The 20789-nt window shown below is 71.9% G+C and carries 20 protein-coding genes; 9 read left to right on the top strand and 11 right to left on the bottom strand.

Annotated elements, in window-relative coordinates; all coding sequences use genetic code 11:
- Nucleotides 1-12: 12 nt before the first annotated feature.
- The 3 genes from ACI3KX_RS19185 to ACI3KX_RS19175 all read left to right on the top strand — a co-directional run bounded on the left by ACI3KX_RS19185 (nucleotide 13) and on the right by ACI3KX_RS19175 (nucleotide 3838).
- Complete coding sequence (locus ACI3KX_RS19185) at nucleotides 13-1110, top strand: sulfate/molybdate ABC transporter ATP-binding protein (protein WP_404910740.1); 1098 nt, start codon at nucleotides 13-15, stop codon at nucleotides 1108-1110.
- A gap of 502 nt (nucleotides 1111-1612) precedes the next feature.
- Nucleotides 1613-2221 (top strand): GNAT family N-acetyltransferase, encoded by a 609-nt coding sequence (locus ACI3KX_RS19180; protein WP_404910738.1) that lies wholly within the window; start codon nucleotides 1613-1615, stop codon nucleotides 2219-2221.
- A gap of 66 nt (nucleotides 2222-2287) precedes the next feature.
- Nucleotides 2288-3838, top strand: a complete 1551-nt coding sequence (locus ACI3KX_RS19175; protein WP_404910737.1) for an SDR family oxidoreductase — start codon at nucleotides 2288-2290, stop codon at nucleotides 3836-3838.
- A gap of 47 nt (nucleotides 3839-3885) precedes the next feature.
- Here ACI3KX_RS19175 and ACI3KX_RS19170 read toward each other — a convergent pair whose 3' ends face one another.
- From ACI3KX_RS19170 to ACI3KX_RS19150, 5 genes are all read right to left on the bottom strand, one after another.
- Nucleotides 3886-4830 (bottom strand): capsular polysaccharide synthesis protein, encoded by a 945-nt coding sequence (locus ACI3KX_RS19170; protein ID WP_363353964.1) that lies wholly within the window; start codon nucleotides 4828-4830, stop codon nucleotides 3886-3888.
- A 73-nt stretch (nucleotides 4831-4903) separates the two neighbouring features.
- Nucleotides 4904-6535, bottom strand: coding sequence for a thiol reductant ABC exporter subunit CydC (gene cydC / locus ACI3KX_RS19165; RefSeq protein ID WP_404910739.1), 1632 nt, complete (start codon nucleotides 6533-6535; stop codon nucleotides 4904-4906).
- Between the two features lie 170 nt (nucleotides 6536-6705).
- Nucleotides 6706-8466 (bottom strand): thiol reductant ABC exporter subunit CydD, encoded by a 1761-nt coding sequence (cydD, locus tag ACI3KX_RS19160; RefSeq protein WP_404910736.1) that lies wholly within the window; start codon nucleotides 8464-8466, stop codon nucleotides 6706-6708.
- Nucleotides 8467-8624: 158 nt separating this feature from the next.
- Nucleotides 8625-9659, bottom strand: a complete 1035-nt coding sequence (gene cydB, locus ACI3KX_RS19155) for a cytochrome d ubiquinol oxidase subunit II (RefSeq protein WP_363353958.1) — start codon at nucleotides 9657-9659, stop codon at nucleotides 8625-8627.
- An 18-nt stretch (nucleotides 9660-9677) separates the two neighbouring features.
- Entirely contained in the window at nucleotides 9678-11123 is a 1446-nt protein-coding gene (locus ACI3KX_RS19150; protein ID WP_404910735.1) for a cytochrome ubiquinol oxidase subunit I, read from the bottom strand.
- Nucleotides 11124-11355: 232 nt separating this feature from the next.
- On the opposite strand from ACI3KX_RS19150, the gene moaA reads away from it, so the two are divergent.
- Entirely contained in the window at nucleotides 11356-12477 is a 1122-nt protein-coding gene (gene moaA / locus ACI3KX_RS19145; protein WP_404910734.1) for a GTP 3',8-cyclase MoaA, read from the top strand.
- 1 nt (nucleotide 12478) lies between these two features.
- Nucleotides 12479-13393, top strand: coding sequence for a formate dehydrogenase accessory sulfurtransferase FdhD (fdhD, locus tag ACI3KX_RS19140; RefSeq protein ID WP_404910733.1), 915 nt, complete (start codon nucleotides 12479-12481; stop codon nucleotides 13391-13393).
- 6 nt (nucleotides 13394-13399) lie between these two features.
- On the opposite strand, the gene ACI3KX_RS19135 is transcribed toward fdhD, so the two are convergent.
- From ACI3KX_RS19135 to ACI3KX_RS19125, 3 genes are all read right to left on the bottom strand, one after another.
- Complete coding sequence (locus ACI3KX_RS19135; protein WP_404910732.1) at nucleotides 13400-14008, bottom strand: ArsR family transcriptional regulator; 609 nt, start codon at nucleotides 14006-14008, stop codon at nucleotides 13400-13402.
- A gap of 60 nt (nucleotides 14009-14068) precedes the next feature.
- The gene (locus ACI3KX_RS19130; protein WP_349428381.1) at nucleotides 14069-14440 is read right to left on the bottom strand and encodes a hypothetical protein; all 372 of its coding nucleotides are present in this window, start codon (nucleotides 14438-14440) and stop codon (nucleotides 14069-14071) included.
- 109 nt (nucleotides 14441-14549) lie between these two features.
- Entirely contained in the window at nucleotides 14550-15134 is a 585-nt protein-coding gene (locus ACI3KX_RS19125) for a DNA starvation/stationary phase protection protein (protein WP_349428380.1), read from the bottom strand.
- Nucleotides 15135-15329: 195 nt separating this feature from the next.
- Between ACI3KX_RS19125 and ACI3KX_RS19120 the strand changes: the two genes are divergently transcribed.
- Both ACI3KX_RS19120 and ACI3KX_RS19115 read left to right on the top strand, forming a co-directional pair.
- Nucleotides 15330-16730 carry an amidase gene (locus tag ACI3KX_RS19120; protein WP_404910731.1) on the top strand — a complete coding sequence of 467 codons (1401 nt, stop codon included), beginning with the start codon at nucleotides 15330-15332 and terminating at the stop codon, nucleotides 16728-16730.
- Nucleotides 16731-16837: 107 nt separating this feature from the next.
- On the top strand, nucleotides 16838-17851 hold the full coding sequence (locus ACI3KX_RS19115; RefSeq protein ID WP_404910730.1) for an SDR family NAD(P)-dependent oxidoreductase: 1014 nt from the start codon (nucleotides 16838-16840) through the stop codon (nucleotides 17849-17851).
- Between the two features lie 59 nt (nucleotides 17852-17910).
- On the opposite strand, the gene ACI3KX_RS19110 is transcribed toward ACI3KX_RS19115, so the two are convergent.
- The gene (locus ACI3KX_RS19110) at nucleotides 17911-18120 is read right to left on the bottom strand and encodes a hypothetical protein (RefSeq protein ID WP_349428377.1); all 210 of its coding nucleotides are present in this window, start codon (nucleotides 18118-18120) and stop codon (nucleotides 17911-17913) included.
- A gap of 146 nt (nucleotides 18121-18266) precedes the next feature.
- Between ACI3KX_RS19110 and ACI3KX_RS19105 the strand changes: the two genes are divergently transcribed.
- Together ACI3KX_RS19105 and ACI3KX_RS19100 are read left to right on the top strand one after the other, a co-directional pair.
- Nucleotides 18267-19010, top strand: a complete 744-nt coding sequence (locus ACI3KX_RS19105) for a sulfurtransferase (protein ID WP_363353946.1) — start codon at nucleotides 18267-18269, stop codon at nucleotides 19008-19010.
- Nucleotides 19007-19411: a DUF3054 domain-containing protein gene (locus tag ACI3KX_RS19100; protein ID WP_404910729.1), complete on the top strand. Its 405-nt coding sequence runs from the start codon at nucleotides 19007-19009 to the stop codon at nucleotides 19409-19411. Before ACI3KX_RS19105 ends, ACI3KX_RS19100 begins: the two co-directional genes overlap by 4 nt.
- 8 nt (nucleotides 19412-19419) lie before the next feature.
- Here ACI3KX_RS19100 and ACI3KX_RS19095 read toward each other — a convergent pair whose 3' ends face one another.
- Nucleotides 19420-19719, bottom strand: coding sequence for a hypothetical protein (locus ACI3KX_RS19095; protein WP_349428373.1), 300 nt, complete (start codon nucleotides 19717-19719; stop codon nucleotides 19420-19422).
- A gap of 20 nt (nucleotides 19720-19739) precedes the next feature.
- On the bottom strand, nucleotides 19740-20789 hold a 1050-nt coding region (locus tag ACI3KX_RS19090), incomplete at its 5' end, for a hypothetical protein (protein WP_404910728.1).

Genomic DNA, 20789 nt, shown 5'->3' with positions numbered 1-20789 from the left:
GGAGCCCGCGCGATGGGCGGTGCGGCGGGCGAGGATGCGGCCACCGGCGCCGCGCAGGGACTCGAGGCCCGCGTCCGCGTGGATCGCGGCGGGTTCGCACTGGACGTGGCGCTCAGCGTGCCGGCGGGCGGGGCCGTGGCCCTCATGGGCCCGAGCGGCGCCGGGAAGTCGACGCTGCTCGGCGTCCTCGCCGGGCTGACCGGGTTCGATGAGGGAGAGGTCCGGCTGCAGGGCCGGCTGCTCGACCGGCGCACGTCCGACGGCTCTGCTGCGCGCCGCACGACGCCGGCGGCACGCGGCGTGGTGCTGCTCGGGCAGGATCCGCGCCTGTTCCCGCATCTCAGCGCGCACGACAACGTGGCGTTCGGGCTGCGGGTGCACGGCGCCACGAAGACGGTGGCGGCGGCCGGAGCCGCGGACTGGCTTCGACGCGTCGGGCTGGAGGGGCTCGGCGAACGCCGGCCCGCTCAGCTGTCGGGTGGACAGCAGCAGCGCGTCGCGCTGGCGCGGGCGCTCGCGACGTCGCCCGCCGCTATCCTGCTCGACGAGCCGCTCACCTCGCTCGATACCGAGACCGCCGGCGACGTGCGCGCCCTGCTGCATCAGCAGCTCGCGGCGACGCGCACGACGGCCGTCGTCGCGACCCACGACGCGGTCGACGCGGTCGCGCTCGCGAGCCGCCTCGTCGTGCTCGAAGACGGCCGGGTCACGCAGACCGGGCCGGTGCGCGAGGTCCTCGCGTCTCCGGCGACCCGGTTCGCCGCAGCGGTGGCGGGACTCAACCGCGTCGTCGGGACCCTCGAACCCGCAGACTCGGCCTGGCGTGCCGGGGACCTGGTGCTGCCCCACGCGGCGGGGTCGCGGCATCCGTCTCTTGTTGCGGTATTCCGGCCGAGCGCCGTCCGGGTGATCGACGGGCCGCCCCACGCCGCGGGGGAGTGGACAGCACGCATCGTGCGCCTCGAGCAGACGCCGGCCGGGGTTCGGATACGCACCGCCGATCCCGACGTCGCGGTGGACGTCGCCGCCGACAGCGCCGCGGGGCTCGCGCCCGGCGACACGATCACGCTGCGCGTGGACCCGGCCGACGTGCGACTGGTCGAGCACTGAGCCTCCGCCACACTCAGAGCGTTTCGTCTCGCTCGTTCCTCGCTCGCTCAACGACCGGGAGAAAGGTCTCGCTCGTTCCTCGCTCGCTCAACGACCGGGAGAAAGGTCTCGCTCGTTCCTCGCTCGCTCAACGACCGGGAGAAAGGTCTCGCTCGGTCCTCGCTCGCTCAACGACCGGGAGAGAGGTCTCGCTCGGTCCTCGCTCGCTCGACGACCGGGAGAAGGGTCTCGCTCGGTCCTCGCTCGCTCGACGACCGGGAGAAGGGTCTCGCTCGTTCCTCGCTCGCTCAACGACCGGGGAGGTGGTTCGTCGCTCGCTCAACGGCCGGGGAGGTGGTTCGTCGCTCGCTCAACGGCCGGGCGAAAGGTTCCGGTCGTTGAGCGAGGGAGCGCCAGCGACCGAGACGAAACGCCTCGAGCCGAGGGACCGCGCCGGGGCCGGACGCTTCGTCGACGACCCGGGCCCCAGACAGCTGTCCGGCGCATCTCATAGACTCGCCCGGTGACGCGAATCCGCCCCTTCCGCCCCGGTGACGAACCCGCGCTCGTCGACATCTGCCTGACGACAGCGGATGCCGGAGCCGACGCGACCGGCATCCTCGACGACGACGATCTCTGGGCCGAGATCTTCGTCCTGCCCTACGCGGTACGTCACCCCGAGTTCGCCTTCGTGGTCGAGACGGACGACGGCCGCGTCGTCGGCTACATCGTGGGCGCCCCCGACTCCGCGGCGTTCGAGGAGTGGTTCCGGACCGAGTGGTGGCCGCGGCACGCCGAGCGCTGGCCCCGGCCGAAGGGCGCGCAGACGGCCGCCGAATCGCGGCAGGACGGCATCCTCCGCTACGCGTACTCCCGCGCGGGCGGTGCTCAGCCGTTCGGTGACGAGTACCCGGCGCACCTGCACATCGACCTGCTGCCCGAGACGCAGGGCCAGGGCCTCGGCCGCCGGCTGATCGAGACGCTCGAAGCCGCCCTCCGCGAGGCGGGGGTGCCCGGCCTCCACCTGGTCGCCTCGGTCGAGAACACCGGCGCGATCGCCTTCTATCCCCGCGTCGGGTTCGAGCCGATCCCGTCGCCCGCGGGCACGCAGGTCTTCGCGACGCGCCTCTGACCTACGCGACGGCCGTCCTCGCGTCAACCCATCCGGGTGCGGAGCATGCCCGCGTAGTCTGCCCTCGTGGACGATGTCTCGGCGCCGACCGGCCGTGAGCCGGCACTCGTGGCGCTTCCGCGCCCCGACGGCTCCGCGCCGCGCGCGCTCGTCCTGGGCGCGACGGGGTACATCGGCGGGCGGCTGGTGCCGCGGCTGCTGAACGCCGGCTACGAGGTCCGGGTGCTGGCGCGCGATCCCGCGCGGGCGGCGGCGTTCCCGTGGGGCGATCGCGTCGAGATCGTCCGCGGCGACGCCGCCGACGAAGACCCGGTCGGCGAGGCCGTGCGCGATGTCGACGTGGTCTTCTACCTCGTCCACTCGATGTCGGGCGGCAAGCGGTTCGCCGACACCGACCGGCGCGCTGCCGAGACGGTCGCGAACGCGGCGGCCGCGGCATCCGTGGGTCGCATCGTCTATCTCGGCGGGCTGCACCCGACCGGGGTGACGCTCTCGCCGCACCTGCAGTCGCGCGTGGAGGTCGGGCGGACGTTCCTCGAGAGCGGCGTCCCGACGATCGTGCTGCAGGCGGGGGTCGTGATCGGGTCGGGGTCGGCGTCGTTCGAGATGGTGCGCCATCTCACCGAGGTGCTGCCGTACATGCCCGCGCCGAGGTGGGTGCGCAACCGCATCCAGCCCATCGCCGTGCGCGATGTGCTGCACTACCTGCTGGGCGCCGCACGACTGCCGGCCGACGTGAACCGCGCCGTCGACATCGGCGGCCCCGACGTGCTGCGGTACGGGCAGATGATGAACGGCTACGCCGTCGAGGCGGGGTTGCGCCAGCGTGCGATCGCAGCGCTCCCGGTGCTGACGCCACGACTCGCCTCGCACTGGGTCAACCTCGTGACACCGATCCCGCGCGCGATCGCGCGGCCGCTGGTCGAGTCGCTGCAGAACGAGTGCATCGTGAAGGACCACGGGATCGACGAGCTCATCGCTCCACCGGAGGGCGGTCTCACCCCGTACCGCACGGCGGTGCGGCTGGCGCTGGGAAAGCTCGAGACCGATGCGATCGAGACCAGCTGGCAGGATGCCGGCGTGCTCGGCGCCCCGAGCGACCCGCTGCCGAACGACCCCGACTGGGCGGGTCGCGTGGTGTTCAGTGACGTCCGCACGGCACACACCCCGGCATCTCCCGACGCCCTGTGGCGCGTCATCGTGGGGATCGGCGGAGAGAACGGGTGGTACTCGTCGCCGCTGCTGTGGGCCGTGCGCGGCTGGATGGATCGCCTCGTCGGGGGCATCGGGCTCGCCCGGGGGCGGCGCAGCCGCGACCGGCTCGCCGTGGGCGATGCGCTCGACTTCTGGCGGGTCGAGGCGCTGGAACCGGGACGGATGCTGCGCCTCCGGGCAGAGATGAAGGTGCCGGGTCTCGCCTGGCTCGAGCTGCGGGCGGCGGCCGACGAGGAGCGCGGCGGCTCACGCTACGACCAGCGCGCGGTGTTCTTCCCGCGGGGGCTCGCGGGGCGACTGTACTGGCTCGCCGTCCTGCCGTTCCACGGGTTCATCTTCGCGGGCATGGCACGGCGCATCACGGCGACCGCCGCGGCGGGCGGCGGCGGCGACGAGGCCTGATCCGCCCGTCGGCGCAGCGCGTCACGCCGTGAGGACGCGGCGGCGCATCACGCCGTAAGGATCGGGCGGTGCGACACGAGGCGATCCAGCACCGAGCCCGGTGGCACCGCGTCGTACTTGTAGCTGAGCTTCTGCACGATCGACGCCCCCGCGACGAAGCGCATCGCGTCGGGGTCCCACGGCTGCATCATGCCGAGCTGCAGCAGGTGGCTGGCGGCGCTGGACAGCGTGGGTGCGGCATCCCACTGTCCGTGGAACTCCGGCACGAGATCCAGGAGCACCTCGAAGATGCGGTGGTAGAGGAAGTAGTCGGGGATGCCGCCGCCCGACTCCCACCAGGCCTGGAGTGCGAGCCGCTGCAGGCGGATGAGCGGCGTCGCCGGCACGGCGGCGATGAACCAGTTGCCGATCTGGCGGCGGGTCCAGCGGGGGTACAGGGCGCCGGCGGTGAGCAGAGGTGCGACCGCCTGGGGGAGCGGGGCGGGCGCCCAGCAGGTGGCGTCGACCCAGATGCCGCCGAGGCGGTCGAGCACGCTGATGCGGACGAAGTCCGAGAAGTGCGCGGGGTGATCCTTCTCGAGGGCGTCGGCCACGGCATCCGGGATCTCCACGAGCTCGCGCGCCGACGTGCCGTCGAGCACGGTCAGCGGTGTCGGGAGGTCGTCGTGGAGGCGCGACATCTCGCCGACGCAGGCCTGCACGAGCGGGGGCGCGGAGTCCAGCGGCGAGTTCCAGAACGTGTAGAGATTCAGCGCCGATGGATCGACGCGTGCGCCATCGCGGTGCGCGAGGATCCTGCCGTCCTTGCGGCTGCCGGCCTGCTCCGGCAGGCCGGCGGCGATCCGCAGCTCGGGCAGGCGCGGGCGGAGGAACTCGGTGAACGTGCGGTACGCGGCGATCGCGGCCACCGGGTCGACGGTGTCACGGAACTTTTCGGCACGTCGCAGCTGCGCCTCGAGACCCTCGAACGGGTTCGGGATGCCGTCGCTCACGGTCAGAGCCTAGGCCGTGGTCCGCTGCACCACCGGGATCACGTGGCGTCAGGAATCGCGGCGCCGGCATCCGTCAGACCGGGATGCGGCCGTCCTCGAGGCGCACCACGCGGTCGACGAGCCCGTCGGGTACGGCCACGTGCGAGATCAGCACCACCGCCTGGTCGTCCCGCACGGCGCTCAGCAGGTCGACGAGCAGCCGATCGGATGCCTCGGGGTCGACGCCCGCGGTCGGCTCGTCGAGCACGAGCACGGGGAATCCGCGCAGCAGCGCCCGGGCCAGCGCGATGCGCTGCGCCTGACCGCCCGAGACGAGGGCGCCTCGTTCACCGACGCGCGCGCCGAGTCCGCCGCGCTCGCGCAGCCAGGCGTCGAGCCCGACGCGGGCGAGGGCCGCCTCGAGCTCGGCATCCGTCGCCGTATCGCGCGCGAAGAGCAGGTTCTGCCGGATGTCTTCGTCGAAGAGCATCGGATGCTGCTCGCACAGCCCGACGGTCAGCCGCACGTCGTCGGGGGAGCGGTCGTGGACGGAACGCCCCCCGATCTCGTAGCCGCCCTCGGTGTCGAGGAACCGCACCAGCGCGTGGGCGAGGGTGCTCTTGCCCGCGCCGCTCGCCCCCATGACGAGCACGCGCTCGCCCGGACGGATCGCGAGGTCGATGTCGTGCAGCGAGGCCTGCGCCGCACCCGGCCAGCGCACCTCCGCGGCACGCAGCCGGATGCCGTCGCCGAGCGGGGGAGCCTCACCGGTGGGCGCGACTGTCTCGGGCGCCAGCTCCGCCGGCGGCGTCGAGGGCAGCGCGTCCGCGACGCGCTCGGCCGAAGCTCGCACCTGCCGCCATGCGGAGGCCGCCAGGGGAACGGTGGCGAACACCTCGAAGACCGCCATCGGCACCAGCACGACCACGGCGAGCGATGGGCCGGGAAGGGCGCCGGATGCCGTACCCGGCGCCGCGGCAAGCACCGCGGCGATCGAGGCTGCCCCGGCCAGGAGCGAGACCAGGGCGGCTGTGCCCGCCTGTGCACCGGAGCGGCGGACCACCGCACGGCGGAGGGCGGCGTCGGCGCGGGCGATGCGCTCTCGGCTCTGCGCCTCGGCGCCGTAGGCGGCGAGCACATCGAGGCTGCCGATGTGGTCGAGCACGGCGTCGGCGAGGGCCGCCCGCAACGGTGCGATGTCGCGCTCGGCGCGGGCGCCCGACATCCATCCCCACAGTGTCGCGACAGCCGCCGCGACGACGAGGCAGGCGAGCAGGGTCAGCGCCGCCGGCCACCACACGAACGCCACGAGCACGACCGCGCCGAGCGCCACGAGCGCCGAAGACACGAGCGGCTGCACCACCCGCAGCGGAAGGTTCTGCAGCTCGTCGACGTCGTCCACGAGCGCCCCGAGCACCGAGCCGCGGCGCGTGCGCGTCAGCCCGTCCGGTGCCAGCGGCACCAGTCGCCGCACGAGGTCGGCGCGGGTGGAGGCGAGCTGCCGCAGCGCGGCGTCGTGACCGGTGAGTCGTTCGAGGTAGCGGAACACGGCGCGAGAGATCGCGAAGAACCGCACACCGACCACCGCCGCCGACAGGTAGAGCACCGGCGGCTGCTCGCTCGCGCGGACGATGAGCCACGCGCTCACCGCGAGCAGCGCGACCGCCGACGCCTCGGAGGCGAAGCCGGCGGCCAGTGCCCACCAGAACCTCCGCGCCGGCGGCATCGCCCCGCGCAGCACCTGTGTGGCGCTCACGGCCTCCACGCCGCTCCGCTTGCCAGGACCACGCGCTGACCGCGAGACCCCAGCGCGGGGACGAGACCCTGGGGTCAGCCCGAGGTCTCGTCCGTCCCATGGGGTATCACGGTCGTCGTGAGGCTGCGCGGGCGTCGGGGTCATGCGGGCACCTCGGCGGGCTCAAGGCGGATCACGGCGTCGGCGATCGCGCGGGCGCTGGTGCGGTGCGAGATGAGGAGCACCGTCGCGCCGGCATCCGCGAGCGACCGGATGCTGTGCCACAGCCGGCCCTCCGTCTCCGGGTCGAGCGCCGAGCTCGGCTCGTCGAGCGCGACCACCGGTGCGTTCCCGCGAAGATGCCGGTACAGCGCGCGGGCGACCGCCACACGCTGGGCCTGTCCGCCTGAGAGGCCACCGCCCTGCACGCCGAGTTCGAGTGCGGGGTCGAGGGTCCTCGCGCACGCGAGGTCCAGTGCGTGCCGCACGATCTCGGCATCCGGCGGCGCGTCGCCGAGGCCGACGTTGTCGGCGATCGTGCCGGCGAGCAGGCCGGGGCGCTGACCCGCCCACGCGAGCCACTCGGCCGGTGCGAGGCCACGGACATCGACGCCGTTCCACGCCGCTGCGCCGTCGAACGCGGCTGCGCCGCGCAGGGCGGCGAAGACGCTGGACTTGCCGGCGCCGCTCGGTCCCTCGATGAGGGTGACGGTGCCCGGGGCGGCCGTCAGATCGACGGGCTGCAGCATCCTGTCTCCGCGGCGCACGCGCACGGCAGAGAGCTCGAGGTGCGTTCCGGGCGTTTCGTCTTGCTCGTTCCTCGCTCGCTCAACGACCGGGGGCCGGGTGGCGCCGGCCGGGGCCGGAGCCTCAACGACCGGACGTCGGGCTCGGCCGATCGCTGCCTGAGCCCGGTCCGCGCCGCGTCGGAGGGCGGCATCCAGTACGTCGAACACGTCGTCGGTCGCGGCGATGCCCTCGGCCGCCGCGTGGAACTGCACGCCGACCTGACGGAGCGGCAGATACGCCTCGGGCGCCAGCAGCAGCACGAACAGGCCGACGGCGAGGGTGAGCGACCCGTCGATGAGCCGGAATCCGATCGAGACGGCGACGATCGCGACCGAGATCGACGCGAGGAACTCCAGTGCGAAGCCCGACAGGAAGGACACGCGCAGCACGCGCATCGTCTCGCGACGATAGTCGTCGGTGACGCGCTCGATCGACGCGGCCGCGCGATGCTGGCGGCCGAAGACCTTGAGCGTCGACAGCCCCTGCACGGTGTCGGCGAAGCGCGACGCGAGGCGCTGCAGCGTCTGCCACTGCCGCTGCTGCACGGAGCGCGTCGCAAGACCGATGAGCACCATGAAGATCGGGATGAGGGGGAGGGTGAGCAGCACCGTCAGCCCCGAGATCCAGTCCTGCCACCACATCACCGCGACGATCAGCGGCGTCGCCACCACCGTCTGCACCAGCTGCGGCAGGTAACGGCCGAAGTAGGCCTCGAGGGCGTCGAGGCCGCGCCCCGCGGTGATCGCCAGCGCCGCGGAGTTGCGGGCTCCGAGCCACTCGGGCCCGAGTGCGCCGATCGCCGCGACGAGTGCCGTGCGCAGCTGCGTCTGCACCCGCGCGGCGGCGCGGGCGGCGACAGCCTCGCGCGTCCACAGCAGCACGGCGCGCACGGCAACCACGAGAGCGAGGGCGCCCAGAGTCGGCAGGAGTTCGGCCGGCGGCATCCCGTCGACCGCTCCGGTGATGGCGCGGGTCAGCAGCCAGGCGAACGCCACGATCACGGCCGTCTGCGCGAGCGCGATCGCCGCGATCGCGGCGAAGAACCACCGCGAGGCGGTCGCGTACTTCAGCAGCCGCGGGTCGACGGGTTTGCCCGACGTCGGGGCCGGGGCGTCGCCGTTGTTCTCGTCCATCGCTCCTTCGACCCTACCGATGCGCTCCGCACTCCCTCTGTCCCTGTTCACTTGCGCTGAACGTACGGGAATCGGCGCATGCCGCGTACGTTCAGCGCAAGTGAACTGCCGCCGTGGAGGAACGGATGCCGTGGGCCGCGGCATCCGCCTCGGGCAGGTCAGTGCGCGGGCTCCGCGGCGGCCGCCTCGATCCGCGAGCGGGTGATGCGCTTGCGGAAGATCCAGTACGTCCAGCCCTGGTACGCCAGCACGAGCGGGAGGAAGACGAGCGCCGCCCACGACATGATCGTGAGGGTGTAGTCCGTGCTGGACGCGTTCTCGATGGTGAGCGAGCCGGCCGGGTCGCCGGTCGACGGCATCACGTACGGGAACAGGGCGAACCAGACGGCGAGGACCGCGGTGACGATCGTGAACGCGCCGAACCCGAAGGCCCAACCTTCGCGACCGCGGGCGTTGGAGATCCACGATGCGATGAGCAGCACGGCGGCGACCGCCGACAGGATCGCCGTCATCAGGGCGAACTCGCGCCCCTCGCTGAACGCCATGCCCACCGTCCACACCAGGAAGACGGCGGCGACGACGATCGTCAGGAGCCCGGCCCGGCCGGCCAGCCGGCGTGCGTCGGCGGCGACCTGGCCGTCGGTCTTCAGCGCGACGAAGTACACGCCGTGCGTGAAGAACAGCAGCAGCGTGGTGAGACCGCCGAGCAGCCCGTAGGGATTGAGCAGGGTCAGGAACGACCCGACGAACTCGTGGTCCGCGTCCAGCGGCACGCCCTGCACGATGTTGGCGACCGCGACGCCCCACAGCAGCGCCGGCACGGCCGAGCCGACGACGATCATCGTGTCGAAGCCCCTCTTCCACCGCAGCGAGTCGCGCTGATGGCGGTACTCGAACGAGACGCCGCGCAGGATGAGCGCCAGCAGGATCAGCAGCAGCGCGAGGTAGAACCCACTGAACAGCGTCGCGTACCACTCGGGGAACGCGGCGAACAGACAGGCGCCGGCCACGATGACCCACGTCTCGTTGAGATCCCACACGGGGCCGATGGTGTTGATGACCTGGCGCCGGCTGACGTCGTTCTTGCCGAGGAACGGCAGCGACATGCCGACGCCGAAGTCGAACCCGTCGAGCACGAAGTAGCCGACGAAGAGGAATCCGACGATCCAGAACCAGAGGTAGGCGAGATCCATGACGTGCTCCTGAAGCTCCTAGTAGACCGTCGTCGGGGTGTCTTCGACCGCCAGGGTGCGCTGATCCGGCGCGCCCGGCTCGGGGAGGGGCTCAGGCCCCTTCTTGGCCGTCTTCACGATGAGTCCGAACTCGACGACCGCCAGTGCCGCGTAGATGAGCGTGAACGCGGTCAGCGAGATGAGGACGGTCCAGCCGGGCACCGAGGGCGAGACGCCGTCCTCGGTCAGCATCAGGCTGAACACGATCCAGGGCTGGCGGCCCATCTCGGTGAAGACCCAGCCCACCAGGATCGCGAGCAGGGATGCCGGCCACGCCCAGATCGCGAGCCGCCAGGCCCACGCCGGGACCTCGCGCGTCGCCTTCTTGCGGGTGAGCCAGAGGCCGACGACCGCGACGAGCGCCGCGACGCCGCCCAGGCCGATCATCCAGCGGAACGCCCAGTACGTGACCCACAGGATCGGGGCGAAGTTGCCGTCGACCTGGTCGGCGAACTGCGGGAACATCTCCGTGGTGTAGAGCGTGTTGAGGTCGTTGATGCCCTCGACGCAGCCGTCCAGCGAATGCGTCGACAGCAGCGCCAGCAGGTAGGGGACGCGGATCGAGAACAGCTCGCTCGTGCCGTCCGGGGTGCCGAGCGTGAAGATCGAGAAGGAGGCATCCGCCCCGCACGCGCTGTCGAACAGCGCCTCGGCGGCGGCCATCTTCATGGGCTGGGTGGCGACCATCACGAGGCTCAGCTGGTCGCCCGAGATCGCGACACCCGCGAATGCGGCGATGAGACCCCAGAGGCCGAACTTCAGCGACGACCGCATCATGTCGACGTTCTGCCTGCGCAGCAGATGCCAGGCCGAGATCGACACGATGACGCCCGCGGTCATCATGAACGCCGCGAACAGGGTGTGGGGCAGGGCCGCCAGCGCGACGGGGTTGGTCAGCACGGCGAAGAAGTCGGTCATCTCGGCGCGGGAGCCGTCTTCGGCCATCTTGAAGCCGACGGGGTTCTGCATGAAGGCGTTCGCCGCGAGGATGAAGTACGCCGAGAACCAGGCGCCAATCGTCGCGATCCAGATGCTCGCGAGGTGCAGCGCCCTGGGCAGCTTGTCCCAGCCGAAGATCCACAGGCCGATGAAGGTGGCCTCGAAGAAGAAGGCCATCAGGCCCTCGAAGGCGAGCGGAGCCCCGAACACGTCGCCGACGAACCGCGAGTAGGACGACCAGTTCATGCCGAACTGGAACTCCTGCACGATGCCGGTGACGACGCCCATCGCGAAGTTGATGAGGAAGATCTTCCCGAAGAACCGCGTCAAGTGCAGCCACTTCACGTTGCCGGTGCGGAACCACGCTGTCTGGAAGATCGCGACCGTAAGCGCCATGCCGAGCGTGAGCGGCACGAAGAGGAAGTGGTACAGCGTCGTGAGGCCGAACTGCCAGCGCGCCAGCAGCAGAGGGTCCAGCAGATCCATGTTGCGCTTCCGATCGTCGGACTGACTGTATGGTCTGACCACACAGTAGCATGTGGTCAGACCACAGGGGGAGTCGATCTTCGCGATCGTCTCGCGGTCTCAGATTCCCAGTAATCCGCGCGTGGCGCGAGCTATCCGGCCGTGAATAATCCGACGCACCGGAGCCGTGTGCGGCGCCGCGCGACTACCCTCGAAGCATGGCGATCCGGGCAGAGCGATCGGAACCGGGCGCGTGAGTGCGATCCCGGTCACGATCGGGCGTCGGATGCCGCTCATCGCGGCATCCGAGCGGCTCGACGCCTCGGCGCAGGGCGCCGCACCGGCCTCCCGCAACATGACGATCGGCGATGCGCTGGTCGACACGCACGGGCGGGTGCACCGTGATCTGCGGATCTCGCTCACCGACCGCTGCTCGCTGCGATGCACGTACTGCATGCCCGAGCAGGGCAACGAGTGGCTCGCCAAGACGAGCATCCTGACGCTCGATGAGATCGAGCGCATCGCGCGCGTCGCCGCGGCCGACGGCATCACCACGTTCCGGCTCACCGGCGGCGAGCCGCTGCTGCGCACCGACATCGTCGAGGTGGTGCGCCGCCTCGCCGCGATCACGGGACCGACCGGCGCTCCGGTCGAGATCGCGATGACGACGAACGGCATCCGCCTTCCCGAACTGCTGCCCGGTCTGATCGAGGCGGGCCTTCACCGCCTGAACATCTCGATCGACACGCTGCGACGCGACCGTTTCCATGAGCTGACGCGCCGGGACCGGCTGGACGACGTGCTCGAGGGGATCGCGGCGGCCGGAGCCTCGGGCTTGCGCCCGCTGAAGCTCAACGCGGTGGCGATGCGCGATGTCAACGACGACGAGCTGGTCGAGCTCGTGGAGTTCGCGATCGCCCACGAGGCGCAGATGCGGTTCATCGAGCAGATGCCGCTCGACGCCGGCCACACCTGGGACCGCTCGCGGATGGTCACGCAGGACGAGATCCTGCAGGCGCTCTCCCGGCGCTGGACACTCACCCCGGTGCCTGGCCGGGGCGGCGCTCCGGCCGCACGCTGGACGCTCGACGGCGGTCCGCACTCGGTGGGCGTGATCGCATCGGTCACCGCGCCGTTCTGCGGCGACTGCGATCGTCTGCGGCTGACCGCCGACGGACAGCTGCGCAACTGCCTGTTCTCGACGACCGAGTACGACGTCCTGCCGATCCTGCGCGACGGTCGCCCCGCCGAGGCGGTGGATGCCGGCATCGACGGGATGCTGCGCTCCTGCGTGCACGGCAAGCTGCCGGGGCATGCGATCAACGACCCTGCGTTCCTGCAGCCCGCACGCGGGATGAACGCGATCGGGGGCTGACATGGGCCGCCTCACCACGCGCTCCCCGGTCACGCGGATCACGCTGAACGACGGCGACTCCGCGGTCCGGCGCCGCGCCGACACGCTCGTCGTGGAGGAGCCGCTCGAGATCCGCATCGTGGGCGAAGCGCTCACCGTCACCATGCGCACGCCCGGGCACGACCTCGAGCTCGCTGCCGGTTTTCTGGTGTCGGAGGGCGTGATCGCTGCGAGCGGAGACCTCCGCTCGGCGATCCACTGCGGCGGTCCTGGCACCGGCTCGGCGGCAACGCCGCTGCTGACGATCGGGCCGGCGGCGGTCGGCACGCCGGCGTCGACGGAGAACACGTACAACGTGCTCGACATCGCTCTCGCACCGGGCCTGGCGCCGTTGATCACCGACATCGCGCGCAACTTCTACACGACCAGCTCGTGCGGCGTCTGCGGCACGGCGTCGATCGAGGCCATCGAGAAGCAGTCCCGCTACGACGTGGCGACGGATGCCGCAGCCGTCGATGCGGCAGTGATCACCACGCTCCCCGACACGCTGCGGGCAGGGCAGGTGGTGTTCGAGAAGACCGGCGGCCTGCACGCCGCGGCACTTTTCGACGCCGCCTCGGGGGAGCTTCTCGTGCTCCGCGAGGACGTCGGCCGCCATAACGCCGTCGACAAGGTCGTCGGCTGGGCGGTGCTCGAAGACCGTCTGCCGCTGACCGGAACGGTGCTGCAGGTGTCGGGCCGCGCGAGCTTCGAGCTCGTGCAGAAGGCCGTGATGGCCGGCATCCCGATCCTGTCCGCCGTCTCGGCGCCCTCGTCTCTCGCGGTGGAGCTCGCCGCGGCCTCGGGGCTCACGCTCGTCGGGTTCGTGCGCGGATCGTCGATGAACGTGTACTCCCGGCCGGACCGGGTGCGGGTGCCGGCGCCCTCCCGGCTCTGAGACGGCTCAGCGCTGCGCGGCCGCGAGCTGCACCACGCACTGCGTGGGATCGCACGACGGCGCGATGCCCTCGACGCGCAGCGGACCGCCGGCCTGCGCCAGCACGCCGTCCATGATCCCCACGTGCACGTGGCACAGGGTGCCGCGGTGCTCGGCGGCGGGGGCGTGCGGGCACGGCGTCAGATCCACGGTCAGCGCGCGCTCATCGACGAGCGGGTCGAAGCCGGCGTCACCCAGGTCCTCCACGAGTGCGTCGAGCTGATGGAGGGCATCGGCGCCGAGCTCGGCATCCGTGTCGGATCCGTACATGCGGCGCAGCAGGTCGCCGCGCCGCGCCGCAGCCTCGGCCCGGCGGATCGCCACCGGACTCGATGCCTCGCCGTCGCCGGTAGCCGCCGAGTAGAGCACGCGCGGTCGCCCGCGCGTGGTGCGGCGCTCGGTCTCGGCGATGACGTAGCCGGCGTGCATCAGGCGCTGCACGTGCTCGCGCACCGTGTTGGCGTGCAAGCCCGTCGCTGCGACCAGCTCCGAGACCGTCCGGTGCGGGCGCTCCTGAAGCAGATGCATGATCTCGACGCGGGAGTAGCTCGAGATCGCGCTGTACCCGGCCGTCATGCCCCCATTATCGCCGGATGCCGCGACGGTTCCGGCTCGCGATGCCGCATCGGCGTCGGATCAGAAGAGCTGGCCGAAGATGAGGATCGCGATGAAGAACACCGCCAGGATGGCCACGATGATGCCCAGCGTGCGGCCGGAGAGCTTCGCGACGCCCCACCCGATGAGCACGGGCACCGCGAACAGGAAGATCGCGATGATCCACCAGAACGTCGAGTAGCCGGCGCTGCTGGCCTCTTCGAGGCGGCCGCCGAAGAGCTGCTGCGTCGCGGGGTGGGTGGCGAAGCGCACCGCGATCGAGATGGGGACCGCGACGAACGCGAACACGACGAGTCCGATGAGCCAGCCCCAGAGGACGGGGCTGCCGTTGCCCGCGAGGACCCCGCCGTGCAGTTCGGGTTCGGGCTGGTGCTGCTGCTTGCCTGATGCCATGGGCATGACTCTAGTGGCGCGCAGCCTGCGTCGGTCGCGGGTTCCGCCCGGACGTGGCGCTGCCCGCCGGTCCTTCGGGAGGAGGCGGGCAGCGTCGGGGCGCCTAGGATCACCGCCTGGGGGTGCGGTTCTCCGCGCTCACCATCCACGAGAGCTGCTCAACACGCTCGAGGATGGCGTGGAGGATGTCGGCACTCGTGGGGTCTTCTTCGTCGACGGCGTCGTGCACGTCGCGGCAGGTCGCTGCCACGTCGTCCAGTCGTTCCGTCATCAGATCGACGACCTCGTTCGTCGCGATCTCGCCCTGCGGGAACTCCGGCAGGGTGGTGTTCTGTGCGACCACGTCGCTGCGCCCGTCGGGCAGGGCGTGCAGCGACCGCATCCGCTCCGCGACGGTGTCGGCGAAGTCCCGGGCCGCCTCGATGATCTCGTCGAGCTGGAGGTGCGTGTCGCGGAAGTTCCGGCCGACGACGTTCCAGTGCGCCTGCTTGCCCTGCAGCGAGAGCTCGATGAGGTCGACGAGCACCTTCTGCAGGTTCTCGCTCAGCGTCTCGGACGCCGTGAACCCGCGTTCCGCGTTCTGCTCCGGGGTGAGCGCCGCGCCGACCCCGCCGCGCGCCGTACGGCGACGGCTCTTGGTCGTCGCGCTCCCGCCGCTCTGCGATGTGCTCTTCTTCGCGGTCGTCGTCGCCACTGTCGCTCCATTCGTGGGGTGCTCGCTCAGGAGACGGCCGTGATGGCTCGCCGTTGGGGCACCGGCGTGGGTCGACCCGCTCTGCGGGTCGCCTCGACGTTAACCGGCCTGGGTTCAGAAAGCTCGGGGCTTGCCCTTTTCGTTGCGGCGTGCTAGCCCTCGTCTCCGCCGTCCGCGTGGTGGGATGGGAGCGTCATGACTTCGCCGACTCCCGCCCCCGCGTCCGCCACCGAGATCGCCGCCGCCGTCCGCGCGGGCGAGCTCTCGGCACTGGAGACCGTCGAGGCGCACCTCGAGCGCATCGCCGCCGTCGATCCTGACGTGAACGCGCTCACCGTCGTCTTCGGCGAGCGGGCGCGGGAGGCGGCCGCCGAGGTGGATGCCGCGCTGGCCGCCGGCCGCGACCCGGGCCCGCTGGCGGGCGTGCCGATCTCGGTGAAGGAGAACATCGACCTCACCTGGTCGGCGACCACCAGCGGCTGGCGTGGGCTGGCCGATGCGGTGCCCGCGCGCGACGCCTCGATCGTCAGACGCCTGCGCGAAGCCGGAGCGGTCCCCGTCGGCCGCGGCAACATGCCCGACTTCGGCATGCGGTGGGATACCGACAACGACCTTTTCGGCCGCACGGTCAACCCGTGGAACCGCGAGCGCAGCGCCGGCGGCTCGAGCGGCGGCGACGCCGTTTCGGTCGCGACGGGCATGAGCGCCCTCGGCGTCGGCAACGACTTCGGCGGATCACTGCGCCTGCCCGCCTACGCCGCCGGCGTGGTGGGGCTCCGTCCCACTCAGGGGCGGGTGCCGCGTGCGGCCGTGAACGGACAGCCGGTGGCGCTCACGCTCCAGCAGTTCTCGGTGAACGGACCCCTGGCGCGAACGGTCGGCGACGCGGCACTCGCGCTCGGTGCGATGGAGGGCTGGGATGCCGACGACCCGGTGTCGATGACGGCTCCGACTCCCGCCCGCGTGCCGCACCGCGTCGGGGTCGTGCGGCACACCGCCGGGGCCGAGGTGGATCACGAGGTGTCCGCAGGCGTCGACCGTGCCGCGGCATCCCTCCTCCGCGCGGGCTGGGATGTCGTCGCCGTCGACGCCCCGCACCTCGAGGAGGCGGCCGTGCTGTGGCGGCGGCTGTCGTGCACCGACATGCTGATCTCCCTCGACCCCGCGACGCTGGGGGAGCCGCTCGGTCGCTCGGCCACCGCGTTCCTGCGTGACAGCACCGCCGCGGCCCGCCCCTACGAGTCCGCGCGCGAGTACGCCGAGGCGTGGGCACGCCGCGCCGCGATCGCCGCGGAGTGGCGCCGGCTGCAAGTCGAGGTTCCGCTCCTGCTCGGCCCCGTTTCGGCGTCGCGCATGCGCGAGCCGGACTACGACCTCGGCGGACGCGAACCGGCCGATCGCGCGTGGGGCGACCTGTGGCTCACCGTGGCAGCGAACTTCCTGGGGCTGCCCGCGTTGGCGCTGCCGACCGGACTCGGCGCCGACGGCATGCCGACCGGTGTGCAGCTCATCGGCCCGTCGTGGGGCGAGCACTCCGTGCTCGAGGCGGGACATACGGTCGAGGCGGGGGGCCCCCGACTGCCGTCACTCTTCTAGCGCGACCCGGGCCGTCGCGTCAGGATGGGGCGGGGCGGGTCTGCGTGCCCGCTGTATCAGTGCCGCCGACCATTCCTCCTCCCAGACGGAAGGCGAACGGAGAGCCCATGTCTCGCACGCGCGCGTCGCACGTGACGCTGCCGGATCTGCGCGGGCGGACGGCACTGGTAACCGGTGCGAGCGACGGCGTGGGGGTCGAGATCGCGCGCGGACTCGCGGGTGCGGGCGCCGATCTGCTGCTCCCGGTGCGCAATCGCGACAAGGGCGCGCGGGTGATCGACATGATCCGCACCGACTCGCCCGATGCCCGAGTGGGTCTTCGCGATCTCGATCTGGCGCGCCTGGCTTCGGTCGACGCGCTCGCCGCGGCGATGCGCGCCGAGCGGGCACCGCTGGACATCGTCGTTCTCAATGCGGGGATCGTGCTGCTCGGCGATCCCGAACGCCACGTGAGCGCCGACGGGTTCGAGCTGCACTTCCAGACCAACTTCCTCGGGCACTTCGCGCTGACGACGGCGCTGCTGCCCCTCCTGCAAGAGCGTGGCGCACGCATCGTCGTGCAGCTGAGTCTCGCGGCGGCCATCGCCCGGCCGGCATGGAACGACCTCCAGAGCGAGCGCCGATACTCGCCGCTGCGGGCCTACGGTGCGTCAAAGGCGGCGCTCGGGCTGTTCGCGTACGAGCTCGCGCGGCGCTCGGCCGCCGAGGGCTGGGGCATCTCGGTGCAGCTCAGCCACCCCGGCGTCGTGCCCGACACGGGGATCGCGCCGGCCATGCGCGCACGCCAGCGCAGCGGTGCCGCGCGCGGACTCGCGCAGCGGCTCGGCAGCACTCCCGCGCAGGCGGCGCAGCCGGCTCTGCTGGCGGCGGTGACGGATGCTGATCCTCTCGACCCTGCCGGTGAAGATCCCCTTGCCGCTGACTCGTCGATCCGAGGCTCCGGCCGGCAAGGGCGCGCGGCATCCCCGGGCTTCTTCGGCCCGTCGGGCTGGATGCATTTCGGCGGCCCGGCGGACGCGTTGCGCCCGTACCGACGGCTCGCCGACCCTGCGGCCGGCGCACGGATGTGGGCGATCGCCAAGAAGCTGCTGCGCGACCGGGCCGACGCCGTGCGCGCCTGACAGGCTGCCTCACCGGCACGCTGGGCGCGTGCGAGCGCAGATGGGGCTGCGTCCGTGGACTACGGAATCGGCGACTCCGGAGCCTCCGGAGTCTGCGGGTACGGCGGCTCCTCGGGATGAGGTGCGAGGGGTTCCTCGGGCCAGGGCGCCGGCGGCTCGCTCGGCGGTTCCGGCGAGGGGAAGTCCGGGCTCGGCCCGCCGGGGCCGGCGGGTGCTTCGCCCGGCGGCGTCTGGTCGGGCAGCGGCTCCGGGATCGTGGGGTCGGTCATAGCTCCTCCAGCGAGGTCTGCGGGCGGTCTGTGGGGTTCGTGTCCAGGGTCCCTCGGCGAGGCGCGCGCGGCGAGACCCTTGACGCGGCATCGGCCCGGGGGTAACCGCGTGCGGCGCGGCAGGGGAGCATCCGTAGGCTGGAGGGGTGGCATCCGTTCTGAACATCTCGGCGTATCTGTTCACGCACATCGCCGACGCTCCCGAGCTGCGGCCGACGCTGCGCGAGCGCGCCGTCGACGCGGGGCTGAAGGGCACCATCCTGCTCGCCGAGGAGGGGATCAACCTCTTCCTGGCGGGGGATGCCGCCGCCCTGCGCGGCTTCGTCGCCGACCTTCGGGCGGACCCGCGCTTCGCCGCGCTGACGACGAAGGAGAGCTGGTCGGCGGCGCAGCCCTTCGGCAGGATGCTGGTCAAGGTCAAGCGCGAGATCATCCGCATGGACCACCCCACGATCCGCCCCGAGGTGGGGCGCGCGCCCGCGGTCGCCCCCGAGACGCTGCACCGCTGGCTCGACCGTGGTCGAGACGATGAGGGACGCGAGGTCGTCCTGCTCGACACGCGCAACGCCTTCGAGGTCGACTACGGCGCGTTCGAGGGGGCTGTCGACTGGCGCCTCGAGCGGTTCACCCAGTTCCCGGATGCCGCAGCCGCCGCTGCAGCCGACCTCGACGGCAAGACCGTCGTGAGCTACTGCACCGGCGGCATCCGCTGCGAGAAGGCGGCGATCTATCTGCGCGAGGCCGGTGTGGAGGCGTATCAGCTGGACGGCGGCATCCTCGGCTACTTCGAGCAGGTCGGCGGCGATCACTGGAACGGGGAGTGCTTCGTGTTCGACGAGCGGGAGGCCCTCTCGCCCGCGCTGACGCCCCGACCGCAGGTGCTCGCATGACGGCGGCCGGATCCACGGCACCGGCGGACGAGCGTCCTGCCCGCCGCGCGGTGCTGATCGCCGTCGCGATCGACGTGGTGCTGGTGATCGCCTTCGCCGCGATCGGCCGCGCCAGCCACGACTCGGACGTGTGGACCGGCCTCTGGCAGACGGCGTGGCCGTTCCTCGGCGGCCTCGCGGCCGGCTGGCTCGTCACCCTCGCCTGGCGGGCACCCGCCGCGCCGGTGCGAACCGGACTCGGCGTCTGGGCCGTCACCCTGGGAGGAGGGATGCTGCTGCGCGCGGTATCCGGCCAGGGCACGGCGCTCCCGTTCATCATCGTGGCCGCGGTGACCCTGTTCGTCGCGCTCGTCGGGTGGCGTGCCATCGACTTCGCCGTGCGCCGCGCGCGCCGGCGCTGAACCGGCCCTCAGCCGGTCTTGCGGAGGCCCGTCTCGATCACGATGCGGTTGCCGTCGATCACACCCGGCCCGTCGCCCGGCACGGGGGCGGGAGCGGGCGTGATCTGCTCGGCATCCCACACCGCCCGGGCGTTCTCGGCGGTCGGATAGAAGAACTCCTCGATGCCGAGCAGCCCTCCCGAGGAGTGCGAGGGCGCTTCGCCGCGGCTCCGCCGCCGATGTGTGTCGACCGCGAACCACAGGAAGTACACCGGCAGGGCGACTGCGGCGCTGGCGAAGGCCCACACCATGATCTCGCCCATGTCCATGACGACAGCGTACGTCGCGGTCACCGGTGCGCGAAGCCCTCCAGGGTCGCGTCGGGCCGGACTTCGTCGAACCACGCCTCGAAAGGCACGGGCGTGCCGTCGCCGGGAACAGCGTCGACGTAGGTGCTGCTCGCCGCGGCGATGCTGCCGTCGGCAGCCCGTGCGAGCACGGTGACCGCGACATACTCCTGGTCGTCTTCGAAGCGGGCGCTGAGGGTTCCCGACACAGCAGCCGGACCGTCCGGGCTGGTGGGGCCGGTCAGCTGCTCGACGACGAAGCTGCCGGTCTCAGCGGCGGGCGACAGCGTCGCCTCGGAGGCTTGGGGCGGGCTGACCGAGATGCTGGCGATCTGAGCGTCCCCCATGTCGAAGAAGTAGCCGACGAACGCCGTCCGTCCGGAGAGCAGCATGGTGTACGCGGGAACCGACGCGAGCGGCGACCCGTCGGCGGCGTAGGCGACGACGTCGAGGTACGAGTCGAACACGTAGTCCGCGTTCGGGTTGTCGATCACCACGGCGTACCACCACACGTCCTCGTAGTCGTGTCCGAACGCCGTCTCGGCCACGGTCGGCTGCACGGGCGTCGCGAACTGCGCCCCGGGGTCGGGCTGCCCGTCGGTTCCCGGAGCGGTGATGCCTGGCGCAACGTATTCCTCGTAGTCGTCGTCCCCATAGGGTCCGCTGTCGACGCCGGAGGTGCCGGCGAACGATCCCAGGAGCGCGGCCACCGCGAGGACCACGGTCAGGATGCCTCCGACGATCGAGAGGATGAGCGCGGCGACGCCGAAGCCCTTGCCGCCCTGCTTCCTGCTGATCAGGGCGATCAACGCGAGGACGAAGGCGACGAACAGGAGCAGCGGCGACAGCGAGCCGGCTCCCCAGGAGCCGACGGTGGCAGCGACGAAGGCGAAGAGGATTCCGGCGCCCGCCATGACCAGCGCGACGATCGCGAGCGCCTTCGGCCGGGTGTCGATGCCGCCGGGCGGCTCGCCACCGGGCGCGCGGCCGAAGGCCGGTGCTCCAGGGTAGGTGGGCGGTGGTGCCGCGGGGTGGCGTGCGTAGGGCGGGAG

It is taken from the genome of Microbacterium sp. ZW CA_36 (assembly GCF_044987475.1).
In the GTDB taxonomy this organism is placed as follows: Bacteria; Actinomycetota; Actinomycetes; order Actinomycetales; family Microbacteriaceae; genus Microbacterium.
This window is presented reverse-complemented; position numbering and strand designations above follow the sequence as displayed.

Excerpts from the sequence above, each read along its gene's own strand:
- cydB (WP_363353958.1), bottom strand. The coding sequence starts at position 9,659 with ATGGATCTCGCCTACCTCTGGTTCTGGATCGTCGGATTCCTCTTCGTC.
- cydC (WP_404910739.1), bottom strand. The coding sequence starts at position 6,535 with ATGCCGCCGGCGCGGAGGTTCTGGTGGGCACTGGCCGCCGGCTTCGCC.
- ACI3KX_RS19115 (WP_404910730.1), top strand. The coding sequence starts at position 16,838 with ATGTCTCGCACGCGCGCGTCGCACGTGACGCTGCCGGATCTGCGCGGG.
- ACI3KX_RS19120 (WP_404910731.1), top strand. The coding sequence starts at position 15,330 with ATGACTTCGCCGACTCCCGCCCCCGCGTCCGCCACCGAGATCGCCGCC.
- ACI3KX_RS19110 (WP_349428377.1), bottom strand. The coding sequence starts at position 18,120 with ATGACCGACCCCACGATCCCGGAGCCGCTGCCCGACCAGACGCCGCCG.
- ACI3KX_RS19135 (WP_404910732.1), bottom strand. The coding sequence starts at position 14,008 with ATGACGGCCGGGTACAGCGCGATCTCGAGCTACTCCCGCGTCGAGATC.
- ACI3KX_RS19185 (WP_404910740.1), top strand. The coding sequence starts at position 13 with ATGGGCGGTGCGGCGGGCGAGGATGCGGCCACCGGCGCCGCGCAGGGA.
- ACI3KX_RS19100 (WP_404910729.1), top strand. The coding sequence starts at position 19,007 with ATGACGGCGGCCGGATCCACGGCACCGGCGGACGAGCGTCCTGCCCGC.
- ACI3KX_RS19150 (WP_404910735.1), bottom strand. The coding sequence starts at position 11,123 with ATGGATCTGCTGGACCCTCTGCTGCTGGCGCGCTGGCAGTTCGGCCTC.
- ACI3KX_RS19095 (WP_349428373.1), bottom strand. The coding sequence starts at position 19,719 with ATGGACATGGGCGAGATCATGGTGTGGGCCTTCGCCAGCGCCGCAGTC.
- cydD (WP_404910736.1), bottom strand. The coding sequence starts at position 8,466 with ATGGACGAGAACAACGGCGACGCCCCGGCCCCGACGTCGGGCAAACCC.
- ACI3KX_RS19130 (WP_349428381.1), bottom strand. The coding sequence starts at position 14,440 with ATGGCATCAGGCAAGCAGCAGCACCAGCCCGAACCCGAACTGCACGGC.
- fdhD (WP_404910733.1), top strand. The coding sequence starts at position 12,479 with ATGGGCCGCCTCACCACGCGCTCCCCGGTCACGCGGATCACGCTGAAC.